The sequence below is a fragment of the Mesorhizobium sp. USDA 4132 genome, assembly GCF_056279545.1.
Map to the genome: position 1 here is coordinate 2,702,870 of NZ_JBWCCP010000001.1, position 22,796 is coordinate 2,725,665.

General features: G+C 62.7%; 21 protein-coding genes. 9 read left to right on the forward strand and 12 right to left on the reverse strand.

Translation table 11 applies throughout. The annotated features are described in order from the left end of the window. Nucleotides 1–10: 10 nt before the first annotated feature. The 3 genes from ACZ9IU_RS13770 to ACZ9IU_RS13780 are packed head-to-tail and all read right to left on the reverse strand — an operon-like array spanning nt 11 to nt 3,981. Complete coding sequence (locus ACZ9IU_RS13770; protein WP_038543823.1) at nt 11–1,282, reverse strand: ABC transporter substrate-binding protein; 1,272 nt, start codon at nt 1,280–1,282, stop codon at nt 11–13. 51 nt (nt 1,283–1,333) lie between these two features. Continuing rightward, complete coding sequence (locus ACZ9IU_RS13775) at nt 1,334–2,935, reverse strand: FAD-dependent oxidoreductase (protein ID WP_038549348.1); 1,602 nt, start codon at nt 2,933–2,935, stop codon at nt 1,334–1,336. A 14-nt stretch (nt 2,936–2,949) separates the two neighbouring features. Further along, complete coding sequence (locus ACZ9IU_RS13780) at nt 2,950–3,981, reverse strand: LacI family DNA-binding transcriptional regulator (protein ID WP_038543825.1); 1,032 nt, start codon at nt 3,979–3,981, stop codon at nt 2,950–2,952. Between the two features lie 107 nt (nt 3,982–4,088). Here ACZ9IU_RS13780 and ACZ9IU_RS13785 point away from each other — a divergent pair, with 107 nt between their 5' ends. Next, nucleotides 4,089–4,748, forward strand: a complete 660-nt coding sequence (locus ACZ9IU_RS13785; RefSeq protein WP_038549350.1) for an SGNH/GDSL hydrolase family protein — start codon at nt 4,089–4,091, stop codon at nt 4,746–4,748. 66 nt (nt 4,749–4,814) lie between these two features. Here ACZ9IU_RS13785 and ACZ9IU_RS13790 read toward each other — a convergent pair whose 3' ends face one another. The 8 genes from ACZ9IU_RS13790 to ACZ9IU_RS13825 form a co-directional block, all read right to left on the reverse strand. Further along, nucleotides 4,815–5,996: a mandelate racemase/muconate lactonizing enzyme family protein gene (locus tag ACZ9IU_RS13790; protein WP_038543827.1), complete on the reverse strand. Its 1,182-nt coding sequence runs from the start codon at nt 5,994–5,996 to the stop codon at nt 4,815–4,817. Between the two features lie 10 nt (nt 5,997–6,006). Beyond that, nucleotides 6,007–6,918, reverse strand: coding sequence for a dihydrodipicolinate synthase family protein (locus ACZ9IU_RS13795; protein ID WP_038543828.1), 912 nt, complete (start codon nt 6,916–6,918; stop codon nt 6,007–6,009). Then, a complete protein-coding gene (locus ACZ9IU_RS13800) occupies nt 6,915–7,751 on the reverse strand; it encodes a carbohydrate ABC transporter permease (RefSeq protein ID WP_038543831.1) in 837 nt (278 codons plus the stop codon). The genes ACZ9IU_RS13795 and ACZ9IU_RS13800 overlap by 4 nt, the downstream gene beginning before the upstream one ends. 1 nt (nt 7,752) lies before the next feature. After that, the gene (locus tag ACZ9IU_RS13805; RefSeq protein ID WP_051899748.1) at nt 7,753–8,685 is read right to left on the reverse strand and encodes a carbohydrate ABC transporter permease; all 933 of its coding nucleotides are present in this window, start codon (nt 8,683–8,685) and stop codon (nt 7,753–7,755) included. A 190-nt stretch (nt 8,686–8,875) separates the two neighbouring features. Further along, complete coding sequence (locus ACZ9IU_RS13810) at nt 8,876–10,147, reverse strand: ABC transporter substrate-binding protein (protein ID WP_038543833.1); 1,272 nt, start codon at nt 10,145–10,147, stop codon at nt 8,876–8,878. Between the two features lie 85 nt (nt 10,148–10,232). Further along, nucleotides 10,233–11,039 (reverse strand): SDR family NAD(P)-dependent oxidoreductase, encoded by an 807-nt coding sequence (locus ACZ9IU_RS13815; protein ID WP_051899749.1) that lies wholly within the window; start codon nt 11,037–11,039, stop codon nt 10,233–10,235. Next, a complete protein-coding gene (locus ACZ9IU_RS13820; RefSeq protein WP_038543834.1) occupies nt 11,036–12,130 on the reverse strand; it encodes an ABC transporter ATP-binding protein in 1,095 nt (364 codons plus the stop codon). Before ACZ9IU_RS13820 ends, ACZ9IU_RS13815 begins: the two co-directional genes overlap by 4 nt. Nucleotides 12,131–12,147: 17 nt before the next feature. Then, entirely contained in the window at nt 12,148–13,872 is a 1,725-nt protein-coding gene (locus ACZ9IU_RS13825) for an SMP-30/gluconolactonase/LRE family protein (protein ID WP_051899750.1), read from the reverse strand. A 142-nt stretch (nt 13,873–14,014) separates the two neighbouring features. Here ACZ9IU_RS13825 and ACZ9IU_RS13830 point away from each other — a divergent pair, with 142 nt between their 5' ends. The 5 genes from ACZ9IU_RS13830 to ACZ9IU_RS13850 all read left to right on the forward strand — a co-directional run bounded on the left by ACZ9IU_RS13830 (nt 14,015) and on the right by ACZ9IU_RS13850 (nt 18,411). Beyond that, on the forward strand, nt 14,015–15,166 hold the full coding sequence (locus ACZ9IU_RS13830; RefSeq protein WP_038543836.1) for a mandelate racemase/muconate lactonizing enzyme family protein: 1,152 nt from the start codon (nt 14,015–14,017) through the stop codon (nt 15,164–15,166). Nucleotides 15,167–15,178: 12 nt separating this feature from the next. Next, nucleotides 15,179–16,102 carry a 2-dehydro-3-deoxygalactonokinase gene (locus ACZ9IU_RS13835; protein ID WP_038543839.1) on the forward strand — a complete coding sequence of 308 codons (924 nt, stop codon included), beginning with the start codon at nt 15,179–15,181 and terminating at the stop codon, nt 16,100–16,102. Between the two features lie 2 nt (nt 16,103–16,104). Beyond that, the gene (locus ACZ9IU_RS13840) at nt 16,105–17,034 is read left to right on the forward strand and encodes a 2-dehydro-3-deoxygalactonokinase (protein WP_038543841.1); all 930 of its coding nucleotides are present in this window, start codon (nt 16,105–16,107) and stop codon (nt 17,032–17,034) included. A 12-nt stretch (nt 17,035–17,046) separates the two neighbouring features. Next, complete coding sequence (locus tag ACZ9IU_RS13845) at nt 17,047–17,667, forward strand: 2-dehydro-3-deoxy-6-phosphogalactonate aldolase (protein ID WP_038543844.1); 621 nt, start codon at nt 17,047–17,049, stop codon at nt 17,665–17,667. A 93-nt stretch (nt 17,668–17,760) separates the two neighbouring features. Further along, nucleotides 17,761–18,411, forward strand: coding sequence for a class I SAM-dependent methyltransferase (locus ACZ9IU_RS13850; RefSeq protein ID WP_038543846.1), 651 nt, complete (start codon nt 17,761–17,763; stop codon nt 18,409–18,411). A gap of 9 nt (nt 18,412–18,420) precedes the next feature. Here ACZ9IU_RS13850 and ACZ9IU_RS13855 read toward each other — a convergent pair whose 3' ends face one another. Further along, the gene (locus ACZ9IU_RS13855) at nt 18,421–19,272 is read right to left on the reverse strand and encodes a MurR/RpiR family transcriptional regulator (protein WP_038543847.1); all 852 of its coding nucleotides are present in this window, start codon (nt 19,270–19,272) and stop codon (nt 18,421–18,423) included. 228 nt (nt 19,273–19,500) lie between these two features. Here ACZ9IU_RS13855 and murA point away from each other — a divergent pair, with 228 nt between their 5' ends. The 3 genes from murA (at nt 19,501) to murQ (ending at nt 22,743) form a co-directional block, all read left to right on the forward strand. Further along, nucleotides 19,501–20,757 carry a UDP-N-acetylglucosamine 1-carboxyvinyltransferase gene (murA, locus tag ACZ9IU_RS13860; protein WP_038543849.1) on the forward strand — a complete coding sequence of 419 codons (1,257 nt, stop codon included), beginning with the start codon at nt 19,501–19,503 and terminating at the stop codon, nt 20,755–20,757. Beyond that, a complete protein-coding gene (locus ACZ9IU_RS13865) occupies nt 20,754–21,638 on the forward strand; it encodes a glucosamine kinase nucleotide-binding domain-containing protein (RefSeq protein WP_038543853.1) in 885 nt (294 codons plus the stop codon). Before murA ends, ACZ9IU_RS13865 begins: the two co-directional genes overlap by 4 nt. 181 nt (nt 21,639–21,819) lie before the next feature. Beyond that, nucleotides 21,820–22,743, forward strand: coding sequence for an N-acetylmuramic acid 6-phosphate etherase (gene murQ / locus ACZ9IU_RS13870; protein WP_038549359.1), 924 nt, complete (start codon nt 21,820–21,822; stop codon nt 22,741–22,743). Nucleotides 22,744–22,796 lie beyond the last annotated feature (53 nt).

Sequence of the window (22,796 nt, forward strand, 5' to 3'; positions counted from 1 at the left end):
AGCTATTCCCTTAGCGCTTCAGAAGCGGGCCGATCTGGCCGCAGATCTGCTGGAGGGCTGCCGGGATATTCGCATCCGGACGCCAGACGGCATCGAGGCCCGAACGAACCACCTGCTGGATCTGCGCAAAGCCGGTGTGGCCCGGAATGACCTTGCCGGTGGCGATGCCGGAGATCACGACCTTGTCGATCTGCTCCTGGCTCAGCAGCGGATTGGTCTTCTTCAGGACTTCGGCATTCAGCAGCGACTTGCGAGCCGACGGGAAGAACTGGCTGAGCTTGGCCGAGTTTTCCGGGTTCGTCATATAGGCGACGAATTCGGCGGCCGTCTTGGCGTTTTTGCCCGACTGCATGACGCCGACGCCGGCCTGGCCGATCAGCGCATAGTTGCCTGCCGGCCCCTTCGGCAGCGGCACCAGATCCCAGGCGAACGGCTTGTCCTTTGGCAGGAGCGAGGCGCGGCTGATCTGGGTGATCGTCATTGCCGCATTGCCGGCGAAGAAGTCGACGCTTTCACCGGGACCCGGCATCGCCTTGTTCTTGAAGACGGCGTCATGAATGAAGGTCAGCGCGTCGACCATCGGCTTTTCGGTCATCGTGCAGGTCTTGCCGTCGGCACTCCATGGCGATGCGCCCCAGCCGTTCCAGACGGAGGCAAGGTTCTGCCAGATCTGATAGTTGAAGTCGCGGACGATCAGGCCACCCTTGCCGGTCTTGCCGACGGTGGATGCGGTGGCGATGGCGTTGTCCCATGTCCACTGGTTGGCTGCGATCATTTCCGCCGGGGTCTTGGCGCCGGAAGCCTTGATGAGGTCGTTGTTGACGAACATCGCAAACGGCGAGGTCGAGAACGGATAGGCAAACAGCTTGCCGTCCTTGGTCCAGCGCTCGGCGGCCGTGGCGCTCAGTTCTTCGGCGTTATAGCCCTTGGTGGACTTGAGCGTATCCGTCAGCGGATAGAGCGCGCCGGAATTGACGAAGTCATAGGCGGCCGTCTCGAAGATCCAGGCCATGTCGGGCGCATTACCGCCGGCGATCTGGGTCGTCAGTGCCGTCGTATAAGTATCGAAGGGCAGCGACTCATAGGTCACCGTCACGTTCGGATGGTCTTTTTTGAAGCCGGCGGCGATGTCGCTGAACAGCTTCAGATGCGCCTCGTTGGCGCTCCAGATGGTCATGCGCAGGTTGACCGCGTCCTGGGCGTTGGCGATGCCGCTCCAGCAGAGCGGCACGGCGACGGCCAATGCCGCGACCGCAGATTTCAAAGTCCGATAATAGTTCATTCCCGTTCCTCCTCCAAAGGTTGGTTTTGATAGACAGTCCATTGGCCGTCCTTAGTAGGCCGCGATATCCGGCCAGCGCATTTCGATGCCTTCACGGCCGAGCTCTCTCTGGAAATTCTGGAGCTTCTCGTCGCTTTCCTGGACCTGATGCGGCGTAAGATTTTTGTCGAGGCAATGGGCGGCGAGCATGCCGGCGACCTCGCCGATATTCCATTCGACCGGATGCAGCCGATAGCAGCCATTGGTGATGTGGGTGGTGCCGATATTCTTGCCGGCCGGGATGAGATTCTTCACCCGCTCAGGCAGAAGTGCACCAAGCGGGATCTCGAACGGGCAGGACGGCACGTCGATATAGTTGTCGCCGCCGGTCGAGGGATGCAGATCGATCCGGTACATGCCGATGCCGATGCTGTCGCGGTAGTTGACCGCGCCCTTCTCCCCGCGCACCGAATAGGACAGGTCCTGCTCGACGATGCGGGTCACCGGCTTGATGCGGCGGCTCTCGCGGATATAGGGAGCCATGGCAAGCCCGTGCTCGGTGCCGGTAATGTCGCCGCGCAGACGCAGCCCCGGAAAGCCCTGGCCGCCATCGACACGCGGCGCCTCTGTCTGCAGCCAGTAGAACAGCGAGTAGGAAAGATCGGCAGCCGATTTCAGCTGTTTCGCCTTGTCCTCTTCGGAAAGGTCGATGATCGTGCCTTCCATGTAATCGATCATCGGCCAGTTCACGAGGCAGATGTCGGAGGCGTAGGCGCCGGCCACGAAGTTGTTGCGCGCCGCGATGCGCCGGAAGATCCACAGATTCTCGTCGCCGCCGCCCTTGCGCTGGTCAGCATCGACGGCAAGCGGATCGTCATTCGGATTGGGCGTGAACGAGCGGGTGGTGAAATCGAGCGTGCGCGGATGCGGGGCGGTGAAGCCGAGCAAAGGTCCGCCCCAGAAATGCGGCTGGTACGCGCGCCAGTAGTCGTAATTTTCCGGCTTGTCGATCGTCTGGTCGCCATCGACGTGATCGATGGCAAAGCAGATCGACACGGCCTGGACGTTGTCCGGCTGCGCTTGCGGTGGCGCACTCGGCTCGCCGGTGTCGGACTGGGCCTCGAAGCCCTTCACATATTCGGTGCCGGTCATCGGCAAGAGATCGCCGAGTTCGGTGGCATCGAGGATATAGGCGGCGGAGATAGTGATCTCCCGACCGGTGTCGCGATGCCGAACGGTAACGGAGCGCACCGTATCCCCGTCAACATCGGCGGCGACCGGGCGATAGGGCTGCAGCACCTTCAGCTTGCCGGCGCCGCGATAGGGCGCAAGCATGGCTTCCATGACGGCAAGGCTGACGCGCGGTTCGGCGCAGATGCGGCTGACCCAGCCGGACCCGGGATTGAGGTCGCCCCAGGCGCGTGCGCCCTCGGTCAACGGATAGTGGTCGCGGTAGTATCGGCGGATGCCTTCCCGCAGCTTTCGGTAGGAGCGGGTAATGCCGAACTGCTCGACCCAGGTATGTTCGTCGGAGGGAACCGCCTGGCTGGTCAGCTGGCCGCCGATCCAGTCGAACTCCTCGGTCATGATCACGCTTCGGCCGGCCCGGCATGCACCAAGTGCTGCCGCAACACCGCCAAGACCGCCGCCTACCACCAGAATATCCGTATGCATCTCTGTCACGTTGATCATGTCCGTCTTTTTGCGGGTCCAAGGGTTTCCCCCTCGACCGGTTCACAGGTCAGAAGAATTTGTTGGCCGGCATCGCCGCTCTCGATGCGGCGCACCAGCATGGCTGTCGCCTGCCGGCCCATCTCCTCGCGGGGGATGTCGAAGGCGGTGAATTGCACATGGCTGCGTTCCGCGCGGATATGGCTACCGAGCACGACGGCCGAAAAATCACCGGGGATGGACAGGCCACGCGCGCGCGCAGCCGCCTCGACACGCACCGCATCGGCGAGCTCGACAAAGAAGGCGACAGTCGCACCGCTGCCGAAAAGAGCGTCCAGTATCTCGTCTGCCGCACGTCCCGCCGTTTCGATATGCAGGACAAGCTCAAGACCGTCGCCGAGAGCACCATCAAAGCCCGACCACCGATCGGCAGTCGATTCCGCCGGTCCCGGTGGGCCGATATAGGCGAGCTTCGAATGCCCGAGCGCTCCTGCCTTCTCGACGAGCGCCCGCGTGCCGTTCGCATAATCGCCGCCGACATAGGGAACCGGCCCGCCGGCGTCCTCGCGTCGGCCGATCGCCACGAACGGATAGTCGCCGGATACAAGTCGCGTCAGCTCCGCGCGGTCGAATTCACGGCCGAGCACAAGACAGCCATCGGCGATCCTCAGGCGGTTGCCGTCGGCAAAGATTTTTCGATCCTGCCCGACGCCGGCCCCTGTCAAAAGCAGAAGGTCGTAATTCTGGATCTGCGCCTCTTCCTCGATGCCGAGCAGGAAGGGCGTGAAGAAGTCTGCCTGGGCGCTTGGAAACGCCGGCTCGTAGGTGAACACGCCGAGAATGCGATTGAGCCCCTTCGCCATCCGACGCGCGATGGGATCGGCAACATAACCGGTGGTGCGGATGACCTGCTGGACGCGCTCGCGGGTCTCCTGCGGAATACGCGCCAGAGCTGTCGGTGCGCCGTTCAGCACAAGCGAAACGGTCGCCTGGCTGACGCCGGCCAATTTCGCAATATCGTGCTGGGTCAAACGCTTAGGCGCAGCCACGCAACATCCTCCCTGTCTCCTCTTGACTGCTAATGCGCATTAGCAGCTAATACGTATAAACAAGATTGCACCGGCTGCTGTCAAGCGGGAAAATGAAGGAAAAGCTGATGATATTTGCGGAGCATCTGAAATCGCTTTCAATTTCCGGCACCCGCGTATTCGGCGACAGCATCACCGCCGGCTTCAACGCCTCCCGCCCCGAACTCGCCTGGCCGGCTCTGTTTGCCGGTGCGGTCGATGGCTTCCCGATCCGCAATCACGCCATTCCGGGAACGGTGTTGCAGGGCTCGAGGCTCGCCGAGGGAAAGCCGAGGCCGAACAACGGAGTCGGAAGGTTTGTTGAATCACTTCTTGATCGACCGCACGAGGACGCGATCCTGATCCTCTATGGCTACAATGACGCCCGCTACACCGCGGGCCCCGAAACCATGAATGTTGCAGGCTTCGTGCGGGATTATAGCCGTATCCTGAAGGGGCTGCTCGCCGCCGGGCACGGGCAAAGGATCGCGATCGGTAGCCCACCCTATATTCCGGATGCCGGGTTCTCGGTTGGAAGCGCAGGGTTCACCGGCCAGACTCGCCAGGGCTTTGAGCGTTATGTGGAAGCGGTCCGCGAGCTTGCCCGGCAATTCCCGGTTTTCTATGCCCCGGTCTACGAAAGGATGATGGAGCACGGCGACGGACTTCTCGCCTCGCCCGACATCACCCACCCCAACGACGCCGGCCACCGGGTGATCTTCGAAGCGTTCCGCGATGCCGCACGGTGATGATCTCAGGCGCTGCGCCCAGTCGCCGTCCGGCGACAGCCCCTTCAACAGTCGACGTCGATCCTGTCACCGTCTGACGACAAACTCGAACACTTCCTCCTTCGGCTCGACGCCGAGACCGGCACCGGTCGGCACCACATAGGTGCCCTCGCCTGACGCCATGTCGCCCTTCGTATAGGTGAGGTTCCGGTCGAAGATCGAGTGCTGGTATTCGTGATAGGGCACGTTCTGCAGCGCCGACGACGCCTGCAGGCTCGCCGCCATGAAAATGCCGACGCTAATAGACGCGTGCGGCATGATGTTCATGTGAAAGGCCTGCGCCATCTGGCCGATGCGGATGAACTCGGTAATGCCCGTATGCCCCATTTCCGGCTGCACTATGCTCATCGCCCGCTTTTCGAACCGTGGCCTGTATTCGTAGGTGGTGCGCAATTCCTCGCCGAGCGCCAGCGGCACGCCGATGCCTGCCGCCACCCGCGCCTGCCCCTCGAGGTTCTCCGGCTGTACCGGCGCTTCGGCAAAATAGAGATTGTAGGGCTCCAGCCGCCGGATGATGCGGATCGCTTCGCCCGCCTCGAACTTCCAGTGCAGGTCGACCATCAGGTCGATGCTCGGACCGACCGCTTCGCGCAGAGCCGCCATTTCCTTGACGATATCCTCCTCGGAAACCACCGCCGCGAACTTGATGCCCTTGTAGCCCTTGCCGACCCAATGGACGGCCACATCGCAACGCTCCTTCAGCGTCGCTTTCGGCAGCCCGGAGACATAGGCGCGGATCGTATCGTGCCGCCGCCCGCCGAGCAGGGTGGAGACCGGCACCCCGAGGTTCTTACCGGTCAGGTCCCAGAGCGCAATGTCGACGCCCGCCAGCGCGTCGAGATAATAGCCGCCGAAGAAACCGCGCACCCGCATCAGGTCGTAGAGGTCCTCGTGGATGACCGCCGCATCGCCCGGATCGCGGCCGATGATGACCGGGCCGAGCACGTCGTCGATGATCGCCTTGGTCGCCTCCGGCGCGACGATCCCATAACACTCGCCCCAGCCGACCTTGCCGCTTTCGCCGGTGACCTTGATCAGCAGTGTCATGTCGGTTGAGGGATAGATGGTGCGGTTGCCCTTGCGGATCAGGTAACCGCGCTCGTTGATCGCCTCGCCCTCTTTCAGCGGCCCGAGATAGGGCACCTCGCGGGGAATGGAGATGATGAAGGTCTCGACCGAGACGATCGCATCGACGACGTTTTTTGGCATGGGTTCCGGCTCAATTGGGCTTGTGATTGGTATAGGGCAGATCGGCCTCCGCCAGAAGCAACGCCAGTTCCTTGGCATCGCCCTCGTCGAATTTCGGCCCCTTGCCGCGCACGAAGGTGTGCTTGATCACACCGCGGCGGCGCAGCACCTCCTTGGTCATGTGCATGCGGAAGATCGCCTGGAAATTCAGGAGCGGCAGCGAAACGTTGTAAAGTTTGCGGGTGGTCGCCACATCACCCTTCTGCCAGGCATGGATCATCAGCGCGTGGATGTCGGCAAGCTCGGCGGCGGGCATGGTGCCGGCGGCACCGCGCGCCAGTTCGTCGGTAACGTAACGTCCGCCCGCGCCGCCGAAGATCGCGTCAAGCGAACCGTTGGCCGCCGCCTTGATCCGGGTCAGATGCTGTCCGCAGGGCGCGGTCTCTTCCTTGACGTAGCGAATTTCCGGCACGGCATTGGCAACCGCCGCCACTTCTTCCGGCGTCAGCCCCGCGCCGATCGGCTTCGGCTGGTTCTGCAGCATGATCGGCACGCCGGCATTGGCAGCGACTTCCCTGAAATAGGCGGTCTGAGCGGCAATGTCGTTGCCGAGAGACAATGGCGCCATCACCATGGCCGCCCCTGCCCCGATCTCGGCCGCCTGCGCCACATGTTTCGCCGCAGCCTTCGCGTCCGGATCGCTGGCGCCGATGATGATCGGGATGCGCCCGCCGATCCGCTCCGCCAGCAGTTCCACCTGCCGCTTGCGCTCCTCCGGCGTCAGCGTGTCCACTTCGCTGGCGACACCAGGATACACGACGCCGTCCACATTACTCTCCAGCGCGAAATCGATGATCGACAGGAAGTCCGCCTCGTCGATCGATCCGTCGTCGCGAAAGGGTGTGGGAAGAACGGGGAAAGCCCCGGCAAGGATCTTGCTCATTTGACTGCTCCGGCGGTGACGCCCTGAATGAAATAACGTTGGAGGAACATGAAGGCCGCGACGATGGGTGCGGACGCGATCAGCGATGCCGCCATGGCGCCGCCCCAGTCGGAATTGACCTCGTTGAGATAGGTGAGAAGCAGGCCCGGCCCGATGGTGCGCTTCTCGTCCGAGACGATCAGCGTCATCGAGTAGAGAAGGTCGTTCCAGGACCACATGAAGGAATAAAGGAACACCGTGACGATCGGCGGGATCGAGATCGGGATGACAATCGTGTGGAAGATCCTGAGATCGCTCGCACCATCCGCCCGCGCCGCATCGATCAGTTCGTCCGGAACCTGGGAAAAGTAGCTGTAGAGCATGTAGGTCGAGACCGGCAGCGCAAAGACGATATAGCTGAGGATCAGCCCCGGCCGGGTGTCGAGCAGGTTCAACTCGCTCATCAGCGGATAGATGGAGATCAGCAGCAGGCCAAACGGGAACATCTGCGCAGAGAGCATGAACAACATCACCGGCTGGCGACCGAAATAACGGTACTTGGCGAAGCTGAAGCCGGCATAGAGCGCCAGCAGCGTCACCAGCGCGGCGCTGCAGGTCGAGGTGATCAGGCTGTTCGTCAGGTACATCGGCAGCTTGCCGGCAGTCAGCGCCCGGATGAAATGTTCAAGGCTCGGCATGGTCGGGAACGGCGTCGGCACGACCCGGTAGAGCTCGGCATTCGCCTTCAGCGACGAGATCACCAGCCAGTAGAGCGGGAAGAACAGGAAGAAGCCGATCACCGCAAGGGCGGCAAAAAAGACGATTTTTGCCTGACGGGAGGAAAGGTCGAACATCTCAGTTTCCTTTCACCAGCATGCGCAGATAGAGGAAGGCAGGCGGCAGGAGCGCCGCAACCCACAGCACGCCGACGGCGGAGGCAAAGCCGATATCCCACTGCTCGAAAGCGCGGCGATAGACCTCGACGGAGAGAACCGTCGTCGCCCGCACCGGTCCGCCGCCAGTCAGCGCATAAATCGTATCGAACTGCTGCAGATTGCCGATTACGCCGAGAACCACGACGATCATCAGGACCGGGCGCAGATGCGGCAGGATATGGTCGCGCAGCACGGCCCAGTTTCCGGCGCCGTCGACGCGGGCGGCATCGATCTGCTCATTGTCGAGGTTTTGCAGGCCGGCCAGGAAGAACGACATGAAGAGCGGGATGGAGAGCCAGATCTTGGTCAGCACCACGGCGAGCATCGCGCCTTCAGGCGTCGACAGCCAGGCCTGTGGGTAGTCGATCAGCCCCAGTTCCATCAGCAAGGCGTTGAGCACGCCGTAACGGGAATTGAAGATCCAGCCCCAGATGAAGGCGCTGACCGTCGAGGGCAGCACCCAGGGCAGCAGCGACAGCGATCGCAGCACCGCACGGCCGGCAAACTGCTGGTTCATGATCAGCGCCCAGCCGAGACCGGCGACCAGCGTGCCCGTTGTCGTCAACACCACGTAAATGGCCGTCGTCCAGAACGCCGCCCAGACATCCGGGTCCGACGCGATCTTATAAAAATTCTCGAAGCCGATGAAACGCGGCTCCATCATCTCGACGGTGTATTCGAACAGCGACAGGCCAAGCGCCGACAGAAACGGATAAAGGATGACCGCGGCAAAGGCGATCGCCGCCGGCAGCAGCAGAAGCAGCCCGATGCGGTTCTGCCCGGCTTTCAGGCCCCCGCGGTTCGCATGCGGCGAGACCGGATAGGCTCCGACATTGTTTTCGATCACGGCCATTGGGTCATTTCCTAAGTATGGTTCTTCCAAGGCTTCCATGCATGGAAGCCACCCCCTCATCCGACCCTTCGGGCCACCTTCTCCCCGCTGGGGAGAAGAAGGAGCCTGCCGTAGCGTCTCCGTTCCTCCTCTCCCCTGGGGGAGAGGGTGGCCGAGCGAAGCGGAGGCCGGGTGAGGGGGATCTCCTCAACTATTCCGACTTCTTCGCCTTCTCCATGCTGGTCGTCAGCCGAGCCTGCATGGACTTGATGGCATCGTCGGCAGACTTCTGGCCGAGCAGCGCGCCCTGCACTTCCTCGCCGATGATGTTGGTGAGATCGGCGGCATTGGACCAGATGCCGACTTCGTTGCGGCGGGCGTCTCCCGTCGCAGCCGACCAGTTCTTGAGATAGGCGTCGTCGGCAACCGCCGCGCGGGCAGACTTGGTGACCGGCAGCGCGCTCATCTTCAACGGAAGGTCCGTCTGCACCTTGTCCGAAATAATGTAGGTCAGGAACTTGTCGGCCGGATCATCCGCCTTGGCCTTGCCGGCGGCGGCGAATTGCACAAGCAGATGTCCCCACTGGACAGAAACAGACTTGTCACCAGCCTTCAGCACAGGTGTCGGCATCGGCAGCACGTTGGCATCGAAGGCCTGGCCTTTGCCGGAGAAATCGCGCAGGAAAGTCCGGGTCTGCGGCGCGTCGAGATAGAACGCTGAAGCGCCCTGCGCCAGCAGGCGGCGCGAGTCCGGGCGGTCTATTTCCGGAGCCGCCAGGCGGTCCTTCAGCAAGCCGACCATGAAGCCGAGCGCATCGCGGCTCTGCTGGCTGTCGACGACGACCTTGCCGGCGTCATCGATGATCCGGCCGCCATGTACCCAGTTCCAGACCATGAAGTCGATCAGGATCGAGCCGTTGTTCTTGGTCGCCATGGAGTACGGCACCGAGTTGGGCACCTTGTCGCGTACCGAGATCAGAGCTTTCTTGAAGTCGTCAACGGTCTTCGGCACGTCATTGATGCCGGCCTTCGCAAGCACTTCCTTATTGGCCACCATGCCGATCGAACCGGACAGAAGCGGCAGCGCAAGCTGCTTGCCGTTGATATTGCCCATGGCGAGCGCATCCGGCGCGAAAGCCGCCTGGAGCTTGTCCTTGCCGTAGACCGTGTTCAGGTCGACAAGATTGTCGAGGCTCGCGAAGGTCGGCAGCCAGCGTTCGGAAAGCTGGGCGATATCGGGCAGGGTCTTCGACCGGGCGCGCAGAAAGATATTCTTCTGCATGTCGCCCCAGGCGAAGCCGAGCGGCTCGACCGTCAGCTTCTCGGCCTTCTGAAAATTGTCCAGGACACCCTGGACGATCGCCTTGTTGGCCTCTTCCGCGTAAGTGAAGCTCATGAAGCTGAGATCGGCTGCCTTGGCGGCACCGGAGCCGAGCGCAAGCGCGACAGCGGCGGTGCCGATCAGTCTGGTAAAGGTGTTCATCAGATCCTCCCGAAACGATGATGATGGAACTCTGTTTCAACCCGAAAAAGGTCAAGCGGCGAGCGCCGTATCCGCCTTGCCTTTGTTAGACGACGCCTCCATCGACGATGAATGTCTGTGACGTGATGAGGCGGGAATCGTCTGCCGCCAGAAACAGCGCCATGCGGGCGATATCGGGCGGCAGCAGATGCTCCTTGAGGCACTGGACCTCAAGGTATTCGGAAAACTTGCCCTGATAGACACGCTTGGCGCGCTCCACCTGACGCTCGGTCAGCACCCAGCCGGGCGCGATCGAATTGACGCGGATATTGCGTGTCCCCAGTTCGCGGGCGAGTGATTTGGTCATGCCCATGACGGCGGATTTGGCGGTCGTATAAAAGATCAGCCCGGCAGCACCACGCATCCACGAGATCGAGCCCATGTTGATGATCGACCCGCCACCAGCCTCCGCCATTTCCGGCACGACCGCCTGAACAGCAAAGAACTGATGGCGCAGGTTGGTCTGGAACCGTTCGTCCCAATAGTCCGGCGTCACGTCTTCGAGCGGCATGCGATCGTCATTGCCGGCATTGTTGACGAGCACTCGGATAGGGCCGATCTCGGATCGGAGTGCCTCGATCCCTTCCTTCAGGGCGTCGATGTCACGCAGATCCGCCGCACGATAGAACGGGGTATTGCCGATCTTCCTGCCGACTGTTTCGGCCGTCTCGTCGGCCACATTGGCATTAAGGTCGAGAAAGCCGACCTTGCAGCCCTGGGCGCAGAAATGCTCGACAAGCGACGCGCCGATGCCCGATCCTCCGCCGGTGATCAGCACGCCCCTGCCCTTGAGGCTCGGATATGTCGCGGCCTCGACCTCAACCTTTGCAATGAGTTCGGGATGGATGGTCATGCGGCCTCCAGGGCAACGGGACGCGCGGAGGCGAGCGAAAGACCATCGGCGGAAAAGACATGGATCATCGCCGGGTCGACATGGACGCCAATCGGCTCGCTACGCTTGACGGCGCGATCGCCGGACAGGCGCACGACGACCATCTCATCGGAGCCTTCGAGCGCCACATAGGCATAGGTGTCGCTGCCGAGATGTTCGGTCATGGTGACGGTCCCAGCGAGCGAATCCGGGGCGCCACGGCTCACCAGCTCCACATGCTCCGGCCGGATGCCGATCTCTGCCGGCGCGGAGGACAGGTCGCGCGGCAGACGCACTTCTCCGCCCGGAACAGTAAAGACGCCTTCGCCCTTCCTCGCGCCGAGGCTCAGGAAATTCATCCGCGGCGACCCGATGAAGCCCGCGACGAAGCGGTTGACCGGCTTGTTGTAGAGGTCGAGCGGCGAACCGATCTGTTCGACGCGGCCGGAATTCAGCACGACGATCTTGTCGGCCAGCGTCATCGCCTCGATCTGGTCGTGGGTGACATAGACCATGGTGGTGCCGAGCGTATCCTTCATCCGGGCGATCTCGATGCGCATCTCGACGCGCAGAGAGGCGTCGAGGTTCGAAAGCGGCTCGTCGAACAGGAAGATGCGCGGTTCGCGCACGATGGCACGGCCGATCGCGACGCGCTGGCGCTGACCGCCGGAAAGCTGGCGGGGCTTGCGCTCCAGATAGGTGTCGATGCGGAGTTTCCTGGCCGCCTGGACGACGCGGACATCGATCTCCTGCTTCGGCGTGCCAGCGAGTCTCAGCGCATAACCCATGTTTTCGGCAACCGTCATATGCGGATAGAGCGCATAGGACTGGAAGACCATGGCAATGCCGCGCTTGGCCGGCGGCACGTCGTTCACCAGTTCCCCGTCGATCGCCATCTTGCCCGAGGTGATTTCGTCGAGACCACAGATGAGACGCAGCAGCGTTGATTTTCCGCAGCCCGACGGACCGACGAAAGCGACGAATTCGCCGTCTTCGACCGTCAGGTCGATTCCCTTGAGAACTTCGGCCGAACCGAAGGATTTGCGGATGTCTTTGAGTTCAAGCTTGGCCATGGGTATCTCTTGAGTTCTCAGCCCGCGAACATCTGGGCTGCCTGGCCCTTGATGCCGGTATCGATGGAAAACACACTGCCCGAGAGCGGCGCTTCGGAAAGCTGCGCTGCCGAAAGCCGGATGCGGGCGGATGTCACGAACAGGGTCTGCATGTCGGCACCGCCGAAGACGCAGCTCGTCGGGCGCGGGATCGGCAGGTTGATCACCCGCTCCACCTTGCCCTGCGGGTCGTAGCGGGTAACGCACCAGCCGTCCCAATGGGCAATCCAGACGAAACCTTCCGCATCGACCGTCATGCCGTCCGGCTTGCCCTCGGCCTCCGGTACCGTGATGAACACACGCCGGTTGGCGACTTCGCCGCTTTCGATATCGAAGTCATAGGCATAGACCGTCTGCCGATTGGTGTCGGTGAAGTAGAAGGTACGGTCGTCGGGGCTCCAGCCAAGCCCGTTCGAGACGTGGAAACCGCGATCCATCTCCCGCGAGCGACCGTCCGGGTCGATCCTCCAGAGCCGCCCCTGGTCCGGCGTCGTGTCGATCGCGAGCGTCCCGGCCCAAAGCCTGCCGCGACGGTCACATTTGCCGTCGTTGAAGCGATTGCCGGGACGATCGGCTTCAGGCCGCGAGATCGTCGTGATATCGCCGGTCGAAAGATCGATACCGCGGATCTCGCCATGCATGGCGGCGACGAAGCCGCCGCGCGAGCGAGGGATGACGAAGCCGATCAGTTCCGGCACCTGCATGGATGTATAGGTGCCCTTGGCGGGGTCGCCGGTATGGACAGCGGGCGCCAGGATATCGACGAAATAAAGCTTGTTGTGCTCGGGCGACCAGTGCGGACCCTCGCCGAGAAACGTGCTTGCCGGAATGACGCAGCGCACGTCGGCGCGATCGGGGCCGAGAGGACGCGGCTTGACCGCAAGCGACATGGGAAACTCTCCAAAATTACCGGATGTGCGGCGCGCCGCCTCGATGACGTCGCGGCCGAAAGCGTGCAGCCGGTCGACCGGCAGCCGGAAGGATGGGCCGATAATGCCGATCGCGCCGATCGGTTCGCCGCGATGGTTGAGGACGGGTGCGGCGACCGAGGAAATGCCGATATGCTGCTCATCGACCGAGACGGCGTAACCGCGGGCCTTGGTAAGATCGAGCTGGCGGCTCAGCTCCTCGGCATTGACGATCGTGTTCGGGGTCAGTCGCTCCAGTTCGATGCCGTCGAGCAGCGCGCGGCGTTTTTCGAGCGAAAGATGCGCCAGGATCGCCTTGCCGAGGCCGCTGGCATGCGGTGCTGCGCGCGAGCCGACGCCATTGTTGAGGCGCAGCGGTTGCGGCACTTCCCGCTGGTCGATGTAAAGAACGCTGCCGCCGTCGAGCACGCCGAGACGGATCGCCTCGCCGGTCAGGTCGCGAAGCCGCGCCAGTTCCGGTTCGGCAGCCCCGCGCAGATCGAAATTGTCCCACACCTTATGAGCCCATTGGAACAGCCGCGGCGCCAACCGGTAGACCTGGTCGCGGGTATCGAAGTGGAGCAGCCGCTCGTCGACCAGCGCCTGCAGCAGCCGGTGCAGCGTGCCCTTCGGCAATTGAGTCTGGTCGAGCAGCTCGGTGAAGCGCAGGCCGCGGGCTTCGGCCGCCACGGCATCGACAATCTGGATGCCGCGCGTCAGCGCCTGAACACCCGGAACGCCGCCCGTATCATTGGCGACATCCTTGTCGATCGCTTCCAATTGTACCTTGGCCATGCCCTCTCCCTGGACGACGATTTTTGATGCCGCTCCCACAGCACGCCGCCTCGCTCTTGCCAAGAGAGTTATCTTGGAACTAAGTTCCATGTCAACAGTGAAACTGAAGCGGCGAGGAAGTTGCCGTCCATGGGAGGATATCTTGCGCATCACCAAAGTGGACCATTGGCTGGTCCGTATGCCGTTCACCGAGGACATTCTCTGGGGTTCCGGGCGGCGAATCGGCACGACCCGGCTGATCTGCCGCATCGAGACGGATGCCGGGATCATCGGCTGGGGCGAGACAATCTCGCTGATCGCCAATGTGCCCGCAGTCTTCGCCGATGTCGTCGCACCACTGGCAATCGGATACCCGGTCGCGGATGCGGAACGTTTCCACCGCCATGTGCTCGGCGCCGGCTTCTATCACCATAAGCGCGCAGCGGTGATGGCTATCTGCGCCATGGAAATGGCGATGTGGGATGCGCTCGGCAAACAGGCGAACCTGCCGCTTTATGCCATGTGGGGCGGCCGCTGGCGCAAGGATGTCGAGGCCGCCGCCTATCTCTTCACCAACGACCCCAAAGGTCTCTCGGAGCGGCTGACGCGCTTCCTCGATCTCGGTTATACGACTTTCAAGGTGAAGATCGGCTTCGACGAAAGGAGCGACATCACGCTCGCCGAGACCTCGCGCAAGGTGATCGGCGACCACCCGCTGCGACTGGACGTCAACGGGGCCTGGAACCCGGCGACCGCAAAGCGCCAGCTCGAAAAACTGAAGGCTTTCGACCCTGCCTATGTGGAACAACCTCTGGAGCTCGACGATCTCGCCGGCCATGCGGCGCTCGTCGCCCGCTCCACGGTGCCGATCGCGCTCGACGAAAGCGCCTATACACTGTCCGATGTCGGCAACATCATCCGCGCCAATGCAGCCGATGTCGTGCTGCTCGATCCGCACGAGGCCGGCGGCCTGTGGCAGACGATCAAGGCGGCGGCGATCTGCGAATCGGTCGGCATTCCGGTGACGCTGCATTCGGGCGCCGAACTGGCCCTGTCGCAATCGGCCTATATTCATCTCGCAGCCTCGCTGCCGAACATGTCGATCGCCATCGATACCGAACGCGCCTATCTCGGCGGCGATATCTCGCCCAATCCGCCGGTCCTGAAGGACGGCCGTTTCCAGGTGCCGGAAGGCCCGGGTCTCGGCGTCGAAGTGGATGTCGAACTGCTCGAAAAATACAGCGTATCCGGCATTGCCGGCGCCTATCTCGATACCGAACGCAAGGACTGGTTCCCGGTCAAACCCGCCTATTAGGATGATTCCCCCATGTATATTGCAATCGAATGGACCTCCGCCGCCTTCCGTGCACTGCTTCTCGACGACACCACGGTGCATGGCGAAAAGAAGAGCGACCGCGGCACGACCAAGGTCACGGCCGGCGGTTTCGAAACCGCACTCCGCGAAGAACTCGGCGACTGGATCGACAAGGCGGAAAAAATCCTGTTCTCCGGCATGGTCACCAGCCGCAACGGCTGGGTCGAAAGCCCCTTCGCCCCAGTGCCGGCAGGCCCCGGAGACCTATTGGCGCAGGCCACTACGCATGAGGTCGAAGGCCTGCCGCCGCTGATGTTCCTGCCCGGCATCGCCCAAACCAAACCCTTGCCCGACGTGATGCGCGGCGAGGAAATGTCGCTCTTCGGCCTCACGGAAACCGACGGCATCTTCGTGCTGCCCGGTCCTCATGCCAAATGGGTGACGATGGAAGGCGGTCGCATCACCGCGATCACCACCTACATGTCGGGCGAAATCCTCAATCTGCTCAAGAAGGATTCGCTTGTCTCGCGCCTCATCCCGGCAGCCTACGAGGAGCGCCCGGACGCCTTTCGCCGCGGGGTCCAGACAGCGCTTGAACAAGAGACCCTACCCGGCCGCATCCTCGCCCGCGTCTTTTCAGCGCGCAGCCTGGTCCTGTTCGATCGTCTGGCGCCGGAAGAGATCACCGATTATCTGACCGGCCTGATGATCGGCGCGGAAATCTCGGAAGCGCTTGGGCAAGACAAACCGAGGAAAATCAATATCGTCGGCCACGCCGCGCTCGCCGAGCGTTACAAGACGGCGCTCGAGATCTTCGGGGCGCAGACAAATCTCGTCACGCCCGACATCGCCGCCGGTTTCCGCCGGCTCGCCTCTCGACAGGGTGATACGTCACGGGCTATCGAAGGGGCGAAAGCCGCTTCGGGAGAAATGTGACCATGCCAAAACCCACCTCGATCATCCTCGATTGGGGAACGAGCTCGCTGCGCGCCATGCTGGTTTCAGAAACAGGCGAAACGCTCGATACCCGCGATACATCGAGCGGCGGCATCCAGTTCGTCAAGAACGGCGCCTTCGAGCAGGCGTTGATGGAAACCGTGGGCGAATGGTTTTCGGCGCATGGCCCCCTGCCCGTCCTGGCAAGCGGCATGATCACCAGCCGCAACGGCTGGGTCGAAGTACCCTATGTGGACACGCCCGGGGGGATCGCCGAGCTTGCCGCCGGCACGCGCAAACTTATTCTTCAGAACGGCGCCGTCATCACCTTCCTGCCCGGCATGCGCGATCCGGCTGCAAAACCCTTTCCGGATGTGATGCGTGGCGAGGAAACCCAGATCGTCGGCTACGGCCTCGGGCGCGAACGCACCCTGGTCCTCCCCGGCACCCATAGCAAATGGGCACGGGTCAAGGACAACCGCATCGACGGTTTCCAGACCTACGCGACCGGCGAGGTATTTTCGCTTCTGACCAAACATTCGTTCATCGCCAAGGCTCTCGAGCCGCAGCCGGGCGCCGAGCCGGACTGGCAGAGTTTCGATCGCGGGGCGGACTTCGCAGCGAGCGAATCGGCCGCCGCCGATGCCTTCCTGTCGGCGATCTTCAGCGCCCGCACCGGCATTCTCGACGGCAAATTGAAGCCCGAGAATATCCTCGATTACGTCTCCGGCCTCGTCATCGGCTCGGAATTCCGCCAGGCCCGCGCTGCCGGCTGGTTCAAGAACGGCGATACGATCGGCATCGTCGGCAACAACGTGCTCAACAGCCGCTACGGCCGGATCGCGCCCCTGTTCGGCCTGACGGTCGAACCCGCTCCGGAAAACGCCGCCAAACGCGGCATCATGCTGATCGCGGCCGAAGCCGCGCAATAAAGGAGTTTCGAGATGACTTTCCAAGAGGCGCTCAAGGCATGCAATCTCGTCGCCATCCTGCGCGGCATCAAGCCGGAAGAAGCGGAAGCGGTGGGCGAGGTACTCGTCGAGGCGGGTTGGCGGATCATTGAAGTGCCGCTCAACTCCCCCGATCCGCTGAAAAGCATCGAAAAGCTCGTCAAGCGTTTTGGAGACCAGGCACTGATCGGTGCCGGCACCGTACTGACCCCGGCCCAGGTCGCCGATGTCGCCGCGACCGGCGCCAAGGTGATCATCTCGCCAAACGCGAATGTCGAAGTCATCAAGGCCAGCCGCGCAGCCGGTATGGTGAGCCTGCCGGGTGTCGCAACCCCGACGGAAGCCTTCGCGGCGATCGAGGCCGGCGCCAGCGGCATCAAGGCGTTTCCGGCAGAAGCCATCCCGCCCTATGTCATCAAGGCATGGAAGGCGGTACTGCCGAAGGACATTCCGGTTCTGGCGGTCGGCGGTGTCACGCCCGAGAACATGGCTGTCTACGCGCAGGCGGGTACCGCCGGTTTCGGCATAGGCTCCTCCCTTTACAAACCCGGTGCCGATATCGCCTCCATCGGGCAAAAGGCGAGAGAATTCATGGACGCGATGCGCGCGCTCTGACGTCTAAAACCCTGTCGCAATACCGTCGTGAAGCGGAACTATCGTTTTCCTCCTGAGTTTTCGCCCGAGCAGGGCAAACCGGAGGGGACGATCTTGGCAGTTATCCGCAACAGCGCCGAACATCAGCAGAAGGTGTATGAACGGTGGGCGCCGGTCTATGACCGGGTCTATCGAGGCTTGCTGCGCGACGGACATCGCACCGTCGCGAGGCTCGCCGCCGAAGTTGGACGGGATATCCTCGAAGTTGGCGTCGGCACCGGGCTCGTACTGCCGTACTACCCGAAACACTGCCGCATTACCGGAATAGATCTTTCCGAACACATGATCGCCAAGGCGCGCGAGAAGGTCGAGCACGCCGGCCTCTTCCATGTCCAGTCACTGCATGTCATGGATGCGCATAACCTCGAATTCGCCGACCGCTCGTTCGACGCCGTCTGCCTGCCCTTCGTCATCACGCTGATTCCGGATCCCGAACGCGCTCTTGACGAGTGCGCCCGCGTGTTACGCCCGGGCGGCGAGATCATCGTCGCGAGCAAGCTCGGTGACGGGCGAGGCCTGCAAGGGGCGATCGAGGAAGCCGTCGCGCCGCTGGTACACCGGGTCGGCTGGAGCTCGTCCTTCCGGATCGCCCGGATTGTCGAATGGGCAAAGCGCCGAGGCGATTTCGAGGTGGCGGAAATCCGTCGCGTCTTCCCGAATGGTTTCTTCAAGGTCATGCGCCTGAAGCATCGCATGGCCGCTTGAACGCGGGGATCACTTGGCCTTCAGGACAGAGACCGCAAGTTCGCTGTTGTGGACGTATTCGTTGGCATCCGGCTGGCGTTGGACCAGCAGGATGAACAGCAAGTCCGTCAGCATCAGCTGCGCATCGCGCGCGGTGATGGAAGACGAGCGCACCCGCTCCTCGTCCGCGACCGTATAAAGTCGGATATCCGCCGCCTGCATCAGCGGATTGCCGTTGAGACCGGTAATGGCGATCACCGTTGCGCCCCGCTGGCGCGCCAGTTCGGCGATCCTCAGCGTCTCGAAACTGGTGCCGGAATAGGAAAGTGCCAGCAGCACGTCCTGGCTGTTGAGCGTCGAGACGTTCGCCATCTGCACATGGCTGTCGCTGTCATGCAGCACGTTGCGCCCGAGCTTCATCAGCTTGTAGGAAAAATCGCGGGCGACCAGCGACGATGCCCCGACCCCGGCCATATGGATGCGTCGCGCATCGTTGAGAGCCGTCAGGGCCCGCTCGATCTCCTGCTCGTTGTTGACCGCAAGCGTCTGCTGCATGGACAGCATCTTGCTGCCGATCAGCTTCTGCAGGATCGTCAGGTAGCTGTCGCCGACCTCGATCGAGCCGTGGATCATGCCGGGAGGCGCATGCCATTCCTGCGCCTTCGCCTCGCTGACCGCGAGTTTCAGCTCCTGGTATCCGGCAAAACCCAGCTTCTGGCTGAATTTTACGACGCTCGACTGGCTGCGCCCCGTCTCCGCCGCAAGCGCTGCCGAGGAAAGCCGCAGCATCTGGTCCGGATTGTCGAGGATGAACTGGCCGATCTCCCGGTCCGCCGGCGCCATATCCTCGAGCTGCGCGTTGATCTTCTTTAAGACTGACATGCGTTCCTTCGGAAGCTTCGCGATGGGTTGGGACGATGGAGCAGGATATCACCGCAACGCCCGTCCACAACAGCGTTTCCATTCTTAAACCAAGGATGGATTATCGCAGATAATGCCGCACAAAGGAATAAAAAATTCCGAATGATTGACAGAGGCGCCGGGTGGTTTAGTTTCGTGAAAGCATAGAATGATTTGAGATTCACCGCGCCTTTTTTGACAGGTTTTGTCATGGACAGATTACGGATCGTCGGCGGCCATCGGCTCCAGGGAGCCGTCACCATTGCCGGGGCAAAAAACGCAGCCCTCCCGCAGATCGCGGCGACGCTGCTGAGCCCCTACCCGGTCGAGCTCACCAACCTGCCGCAGGTCAGCGACGTGGAAAACATGCTGGGGGTCGTCGAGCTGCATGGCGCGGCCGTCACCCGCACCGGCCATTCCACCATCGTCGACGCCAAGGCAATCGTCTCGAAGGAAACCTCCTACGACACAGTCCGCAAGATGCGCGCCACCGTGCTCGTCCTCGCACCACTGCTTGCCCGTTTCGGCCAGGCGCGCGTATCTCTCCCCGGCGGCTGCGCCATCGGCGCGCGTCCAGTCGACATGCATGTCAAGGCGCTCGCAGCGCTGGGTGCGGACATTGATATCGAGAGCGGCCTGATCGTCGCCTCGGCACCGGGCGGATTGAAGGGCAGCCGTATCGTGCTTCCCTCCCCCTCCGTCGGCGCCACCGAAACCGCGATGATGGCCGCGACCGCCGCCAAGGGCGAAACCGAAATCCTCAATGCCGCCCGCGAACCCGAAGTCGCCGATCTCGCCGCATGCCTGATCGCCATGGGCGCACGCATCGAAGGCGCCGGCACCCACCGTATCCTGGTTCAGGGTTCAACCACCTGGCAGCCGGCGAAACATCACGGCATCCCCGACCGCATCGAGGCCGGGACTTACGCCGTGGCAGCCGCCATCACCGGCGGCATGCTGGAGCTCACCAACGCGCGGCTGGAAAACATGGCCTCCATCGTGCAGGTACTGGAGGCGATGGGCGTCAGCATCTGGCCGAGCGACCGCGGCCTTGTCGTTTCGCGCGAAGGACCGCTGAAGGCAACCGATATCACCACCGAGCCCTATCCGGGTTTCCCGACCGATCTCCAGGCGCAGTTCATGGCGCTCGCGGCCTGTGCCGAAGGTGCATCGCTGATCCGCGAAACCGTCTTCGAAAGCCGGTTCATGCACGTGCCGGAACTGATGCGCCTCGGCGCCAATATCGCGCTCCAGGGAACCACCGCGCTGGTGCGCGGCGGCGCGCCGTTGAAGGGTGCGCAGGTGATGGCGACGGATCTGCGCGCCTCCGTCTCCCTCGTGCTTGCCGGGCTGGTCTCGTCGGGCGAAACTACCATCAACCGGGTGTACCACCTCGACCGCGGTTATGAACAACTGGACCGCAAGCTTGGCCAATGCGGAGCCGATATCGAGCGGCTCAGCGCATGACGGCCGCGACCGAATACTTTTTCCTGGGTGTCGATGGCGGCGGTACCGGCTGCCGCGCCCGTATCGAGGGTGCATCCGGCGCCGTACTCGGACAGGGTCTTTCCGGGCCTGCCACGACGCGGCTCGGCATCGAGCAGGCCTGGGCCTCGATCTCGCGCGCCTTTAACGCCGCCCTGGACGAAGCCGGGTTCGGCCCCGACGAGATGGCCCGCACCCATGTAGGAGTCGGCCTTGCAGGCACCGGCCGCAAGGGCTCCGTCGAGGCCTTGAAGGCAATCCCGCATCCGTTCGCCAGCATCGATTTTGTCAGCGACGGCATGGGCGCGTGCCTCGGCGCGCATTCGGGTCGCGACGGCGCGATCGTCATTGCCGGCACCGGCTCGATCGGGCTCGGTTTTGCGGAAGGCCGCGACCTGCGCCTCGGCGGCTACGGATTTCCCATTTCGGACGAAGGCAGCGGTGCAGATCTCGGCCTGAAAGCCGTGCAGCTGGCGCTTCGGGCTCATGACGGGCGGATCGAGAAGACCGCTCTGCTGATCGAGGTCATGCAACGTTTCCAGAACGATCCTTACGAAGCCATCGGCTGGATGGACCGGTCGTCGGCCACCGACTATGCCTCGCTGGCGCCGATGGTGATGCGGCATGCGGATCAGGGCGATTCCGTCGGCCGACGCATCGTCCAGAGCGCCGCCGAACAGATCGACACCCTGGTCCGCACGCTGTTCGATCAGGGCGCTCCGCGCGTTACCCTGCTGGGCGGCCTGTCGAGCCCGCTCGAGGCCTGGCTGGCACCCGATGTCCGCCGCCGCCTGAAGCCCGCCGACGGAGACGCCGTCTCGGGCGCCATCATTCTCGCACGCAAGGCCCTTCAAGCCTCCTGACCCTGATCCCGTGTCTCGGTAGGTCCAGGAAGGAAATGGAATAATATATTCCAATACTCAATTGACTCATGGAATGGATGATCCTAATCCTTTGGGAAAGGCAACGAAGGGTGAGGAGCAACATCGTATGACGCAGATCCTGCGAAGCGCTGCGCTGCACCCCGATCTCGAAGGCAGGGTCATGAGCGACGAACGGCTGATATCCGAACTGGAAAGACTGGTTTCGGAAGACCGCAATCCCCGCTCCATGGATATAGATCTGCTGCCGACAGTCGATGTCCTGCGTGAAATAAACGAGGAAGATCAGGGCGTCGCGACCGCAGTCGAAAAGGTGATCCCGCAGATCGCCGAGGCCGTGGAAGAAATAGTTCGCGCTTTCCAGAATGACGCACGACTGGTCTATATCGGCGCCGGCACCAGCGGCCGCCTCGGCGTGCTCGATGCTTCCGAATGCCCCCCGACTTTCAGCGTCCCGGAAGGCATGGTCGTCGGCCTGATCGCCGGCGGCAGCCACGCCCTGCAGCACGCCGTCGAAGGCGCCGAAGACAGCCCGGAACAGGGCCGGCAGGATCTCGTCGACATCGGCCTGACCGCAGCCGACGTCGTTGTCGGCATCGCCGTCAGCGGCCGCACCCCTTACGTCATCGGTGCCCTGAACTATGCCAAGGAGATCGGGGCGAAGACAGTCGCCCTGTCCTGCAACCCGGACGCCGTCATCGCCGATATCGCCGATATCGCCATTTCGCCGGTGGTCGGCCCGGAAATCCTCACCGGCTCGACGCGGCTGAAGTCCGGCACGGCCCAGAAGCTCGTGCTCAACATGCTGACCACGGCGAGCATGATCCGCATCGGCAAGAGCTATCAGAACCTGATGGTCGATCTGCATGCCAGCAATCAGAAGCTCGTCGCCCGCGCTGCCCGCATCGTCATGCAGGCGACCGGCTGCACGACGGAAGAGGCGCGCCGCGTGCTTGACCTCACCGGCAACGACGTCAAACTGGCGATCCTGATCGCGCTGACGGGAATGGATGTCGATACGGCGCGCGTGGCGCTCGACGATGCCGGAGGCTTCCTCCGCAAGGCAATTGATGGGAAGACAGCGTAAAGCTGCTGAATGACGGCCGCTGCTCAAATGTGGCTGGGTCGAGACAACGAACA

Coding starts and splice junctions, on each gene's coding strand:
- ACZ9IU_RS13800 (WP_038543831.1), bottom strand. CDS start 7,751: ATGTTCGACCTTTCCTCCCGTCAGGCAAAAATCGTCTTTTTTGCCGCC.
- ACZ9IU_RS13835 (WP_038543839.1), top strand. CDS start 15,179: ATGTATATTGCAATCGAATGGACCTCCGCCGCCTTCCGTGCACTGCTT.
- murA (WP_038543849.1), top strand. CDS start 19,501: ATGGACAGATTACGGATCGTCGGCGGCCATCGGCTCCAGGGAGCCGTC.
- murQ (WP_038549359.1), top strand. CDS start 21,820: ATGAGCGACGAACGGCTGATATCCGAACTGGAAAGACTGGTTTCGGAA.
- ACZ9IU_RS13820 (WP_038543834.1), bottom strand. CDS start 12,130: ATGGCCAAGCTTGAACTCAAAGACATCCGCAAATCCTTCGGTTCGGCC.
- ACZ9IU_RS13785 (WP_038549350.1), top strand. CDS start 4,089: ATGATATTTGCGGAGCATCTGAAATCGCTTTCAATTTCCGGCACCCGC.
- ACZ9IU_RS13805 (WP_051899748.1), bottom strand. CDS start 8,685: ATGGCCGTGATCGAAAACAATGTCGGAGCCTATCCGGTCTCGCCGCAT.
- ACZ9IU_RS13795 (WP_038543828.1), bottom strand. CDS start 6,918: ATGAGCAAGATCCTTGCCGGGGCTTTCCCCGTTCTTCCCACACCCTTT.
- ACZ9IU_RS13810 (WP_038543833.1), bottom strand. CDS start 10,147: ATGAACACCTTTACCAGACTGATCGGCACCGCCGCTGTCGCGCTTGCG.
- ACZ9IU_RS13865 (WP_038543853.1), top strand. CDS start 20,754: ATGACGGCCGCGACCGAATACTTTTTCCTGGGTGTCGATGGCGGCGGT.
- ACZ9IU_RS13840 (WP_038543841.1), top strand. CDS start 16,105: ATGCCAAAACCCACCTCGATCATCCTCGATTGGGGAACGAGCTCGCTG.
- ACZ9IU_RS13770 (WP_038543823.1), bottom strand. CDS start 1,282: ATGAACTATTATCGGACTTTGAAATCTGCGGTCGCGGCATTGGCCGTC.
- ACZ9IU_RS13790 (WP_038543827.1), bottom strand. CDS start 5,996: ATGCCAAAAAACGTCGTCGATGCGATCGTCTCGGTCGAGACCTTCATC.
- ACZ9IU_RS13845 (WP_038543844.1), top strand. CDS start 17,047: ATGACTTTCCAAGAGGCGCTCAAGGCATGCAATCTCGTCGCCATCCTG.
- ACZ9IU_RS13815 (WP_051899749.1), bottom strand. CDS start 11,039: ATGACCATCCATCCCGAACTCATTGCAAAGGTTGAGGTCGAGGCCGCG.
- ACZ9IU_RS13825 (WP_051899750.1), bottom strand. CDS start 13,872: ATGGCCAAGGTACAATTGGAAGCGATCGACAAGGATGTCGCCAATGAT.
- ACZ9IU_RS13775 (WP_038549348.1), bottom strand. CDS start 2,935: ATGCATACGGATATTCTGGTGGTAGGCGGCGGTCTTGGCGGTGTTGCG.
- ACZ9IU_RS13855 (WP_038543847.1), bottom strand. CDS start 19,272: ATGTCAGTCTTAAAGAAGATCAACGCGCAGCTCGAGGATATGGCGCCG.